This window comes from Aquimarina sp. (assembly GCF_977115655.1).
Window position 1 is genome coordinate 1 of the sequence record NZ_CDSBKO010000125.1, and the last position, 4,668, is coordinate 4,668.

Consider the following 4,668-nt stretch of genomic DNA (forward strand, 5'->3'; position numbering starts at 1 on the left):
TGGCAGAAGAGGAAAGGTTGAAACAAGAGGCTGCTGCTGAGGCTGCACGATTGGCGGAAGCAGAAAGGTTGCAACAAGAGGCTGCTGCTGAGGCTGCACGATTAGCGGAAGCAGAAAGGTTGCAGCAAGAGGCTGCTGCTGAGGCTGCACGATTGGCAGAAGCAGAAAGGTTGCAACAAGAGGCTGCTGCTGAGGCCGCCGCTGAGGTCGCACGATTGGCAGAAGCAGAAAGGTTAAAACAAGAAGCAGCAAAAGAAGCAGCAGAAGTAAATGAAGAAGGATTAGAAGAGATTAAAAAAGAATTAGATAATAGTAGCCGAATTACAGATAAAATATTTGCTCGTAGAGACTCCTTATTAAATACAAGTTTAAATGTAGATAAACGAGAATTTAGCAAACTTTTAGAGTCTCTTGTTAGTATGAATGATGATGCAGAAGAAGCAAAGAAAGAATCTGATCCTGCTAGTTCTAAAAGATTATCTGCAAAAAACAGATTTATAAAGTTTGCAGAGACATCTAGACCAGAAGCCCAAATAGCTACTAAATTTATACCAGGATACCCTGAGGGATATTATTTAATAGGTAATGTATTTAAAGGAGGAGCGTATGCAGACAAATTTACTGGTACTTTAAAAGATCTTGGATTTAACGATTCTCAAATTATTCTTAACCCAGAAAATCAATTCCAATATGTAGCGATAGAAAGCTATAACAATAAAGATGAGGCAACACAAAAATACCTGAACAATATTGATAATAGGTATTTTGGAGATATGTGGATATTACATATTGCCAAAAGTAGAGTAGAGTCTTATAAGAAGTTATTACAAGAAACAAGATTAATTAAAGATACAGTAAAAGATGATACTGTGTTGGCAGAAAGTTTATCCTATATTGGAGGTCATAATATTGAAAATGGATACTATTTAATTACCAATATTTTCAAAAGAGAGAATTATTTTGAAAGAGGCATGGAGAAGTTACGATCGCTAGGATTAGAGCCTCAGTATTTCAGGAATCCAAAAGACAACTATATATATGTATATCTTAAGAGATTTGACAGCCTTGAAGAGGCTAAACAGAGCTTATTTTCTAATGTAAACAATTCGTACGATGGAGATCTTTATATATTGAAAATTCAATAATGTAAAAGAGATATGAAGACTAAATACCTAAACACCCCGCGGCTTATGAAACCTATAAAATATTTAAAATGGATCACGATATTTCTGATACTTTATTGTAGTAGTGCGTTATCTTTATATGCACAGCGTGTCAATTTTGGTATAAGAGATTCTATTACTTTAAATGGAGATATCCAAATTATATCTAATGCCATTGTTGGACTAAGCGGGCAACAGCCTCAAAACAATCCTTTTTTTGCAGGTGATTTTACTAATTATAACCCAAATAGTGCATATAATGGAGGTAGTTATAACGATGGACTAACTTTTGGATATATAAATGTCGATCCGGGTCCTGGCATATTCAGTTCTAGTAGTGCAAATTTTACAATTAATAGTACATGTAGCAAGATAAAATATGCGGGATTATATTGGTCTGCAACTTATTATGTACAACGAAATGCTTCTAATTACCCTCAACTTACAGGTCTTCCTCTACCAGACCCACGTCCTGATTTCAGATCTATAAAATTTAAACCGGCAAATACTGCTAATTATATAGATATTGTTCCCGGACCTTTACCTTCCAATACGCAAACTATTTATGATGGGTATCGTAATACTACAAGTAATCCCAACAATAATGCTACTCCGGATATACCATATGTTTGTTATGCAAATGTTACCAATATTGTCGCTGGTTTAACCAATCCAAACGGAACCTATACCGTAGCAAATGTAAGATCTACTATTGGAGATACAGAACTAGGAGCAGGAGCATCTGCTGGATGGGTTTTAGTTATTATATACGAAGATGAAACGTTATCCGCAAAAAAAATTAGTACCCAAGACGGCTTTCTGGAAATAAGCGGATCTTCTCCAGAAACGTTTGTTTATGGTAATTTTAAAACATTACCTGCTCCAAATAATGTGAGAGCAAGGTATGGTGTTGCTACATTAGAAGGGGATTATGGTATTACAGGTGATGGACTTGAAATTACAAATACTTCATCTACCCAAACTATTTTGTATGCAAATCCTGTGAACCCTACAAATAATTTTTTCAATAGCTCAATTTCAATAGACGGAAATTATAATTTGGCACGTAATCCCGCATCACAAAACACTCTTGGCTTTGATGCAGATATTTTTAATATCCCTAATAGTAGTAATACTGTAATTGGTAACAATCAGACATCTGTAAATTTTACCGCTACCACTTCTGGAGATCGTTATAGAATATTTCTTAATCTTTTTAGTATAGAAATTATCGAACCAGAACTAACAGTAAAGAAAAGAGTATTAGATGTTAATGGTATAGATATAACGGGAGATCCTGTAAATTTTGCAGATCAGTTATTTTATGAGTTAACCATAGAAAATCAAGGTAATGAAGATATTACTGAAGCAACTATTCGTGATGTTTTGCCTGCAAATGTAGATTTTACTTTAGGGAGTATTGTCACAAGTAATCCAGGTATAGTTGCTACACCCGATGGCACCAACAGAGAAATTAATATCACTATTAATGATGCTCTTATTGTACGAAATGGAGGGATTCATACCGTTCGTTTTGGAGTAAGCGTTGTTGCTACTTGTGCAGATTTACGGGATGCTTGTTCTAATTTAATAAACAATACAGCTATTTCTACTTATAGAGGAGTAGAGTCTGGTACTAGAAAAACAGGAGAATCAAGTATTTTGGATCAAGATCCTATTTGTAAAACAGATATTATAGGATCTTCTAATGTTTTGGTTAATAATGGTATATGTTTTACAGAAAGCCAACCTGCATTTATTTGTACAGGTTCTTTAACCCTTACTGCAGGAGCTAGTTTTACAAGGTATGAATGGGTAAATGCAAGTAATCCGGGAGTAATTATAGGTACTAACAGGGATTTGGTAGTTACTGTTGCAGGGACTTATATAGTAACTGAATTTGGAGCACCTACTTGTCAGGACTCCCAGCAAACGTTTGTAGTCAATGCTTTTAATACCATACAAAATCCTGTAGTGGATATTGTAAATGGTTTGGGTTCAAACCCTAATGTAAATGGTAATTTGCGTACATGTTCAGTAACAGGAGAATCTTTACCAGAAATATTTTTGTGTGGTGCAGGTACTACTTTAAATATTCCTATAAATTTTCCGGTAGGTACTACCGTTGTTTGGGAACGTATGGATCCGGCAGCTTGCCCTTCTGTAGTCAGAGACCCTAATTGTCCTACAATAGATGCAGCTTGTAACGGGGATTGGGTACAAGTAAGTACAGATATTGGCAGTTATACGGTTACACAAGCAGGAGAATATAGAATAAGAGCTACGTTTGATGCTAATTGTACAATACCATTTTATTTTAATGTATTTCAAAACAATTTTGATCCGGATCTTGTTGTTATACGACAAATAATTTGTGGTACACCAGGAACGATTCGTGTTCAAAATTCTTCTAATCAATATGAGTACCAATTAATAACTCCATCTGGGGGAACTATAGGATATCAAACTTCTGCTGAATTTACTGGTTTAACACAAGTAGGAACTTATACGGTAAACGTTCGTCAAACAGGAGGACTACCAACAGCTTGTGTTTTTCGGGATACGGTATTTTTAGATAACTTGGATGCTACAGAAACGGTAACCGTTACTTCCCCAACATGTCCTGGAGAAAGGGGAGAGATTTCGATAACAGTTGCAGATTCACAAATTAATTACACCTATATTATTAATAGCACCACAACTGCATTTACAGATACTGAGGGTCCTACAACTATCCCTAGTCATGTGTTTACAGGTTTGGTTCCTGATACTTATGAGGTACAAGTGCTATCGGCAGATGGTAGTTGTTCTGAAGTATTTACCAGAACAGTTAATGCAATAGCACCTTTTTCTGCTACAATAAGATTATTGGAGGATTTACATTGTAATTCTGGCTATCAGCCGGACCCAACTCTTAATGACCCTTCACATCCTAATTATGATCCAACTGCGTTACCATTTGATCCAGATCAATTTATAGCGATTTATGAAGTTACAGTTACAGGTGGTTCGGGTAATTTTTCATTTAACAATCAAATGGATTTCTTAGGTACTACATTAGTACCGTTAACCGCTACTACGTATCAATTTAGGGCTACTACTGCGGGTAATTATCCTGTATATATTAATGATTTAGATAACAGTTGTACTATTTTTGCAGGTAGTGTAGATGTAACTCCTTATACATCCATTGCAGCGACAGCTACTCCTACAAACCCTGTATGTCCTACGGGAACAGGCTCTATTTTAGTAAATATCACAGCTGGCGAAGGTCCATTTATTTATATTTTAAATCAAGGAACACCAGGGCAAGTAACAGTTGGACCAACCGTTAGTACTACAGAAACATTTAATAATGTAGATGCTTCTGCATCACATATAGTAACTGTTCAAGATCAATTTGGTTGCGATTTACAATTGCCGCCAATTACTTTTACTGTTCCTACTACGATTACGGCCGATATAGCTATAACTCAGGATTATCGTTGTGATGCTTCAGGTTCTA

Annotated in this window: 1 protein-coding gene and 1 pseudogene; both read left to right on the forward strand. The window is 35.8% G+C overall.

Features of this window, described 5'->3' with window-relative positions; genetic code table 11:
- A partial coding sequence (locus tag ACZIYX_RS23595; protein ID WP_462684723.1) for a hypothetical protein occupies window positions 1-1,145 on the forward strand: 1,145 nt, incomplete at its 5' end.
- A 45-nt stretch (window positions 1,146-1,190) separates the two neighbouring features.
- Window positions 1,191-4,668, forward strand: a pseudogene (locus ACZIYX_RS23600) (hypothetical protein); the annotation flags it as partial.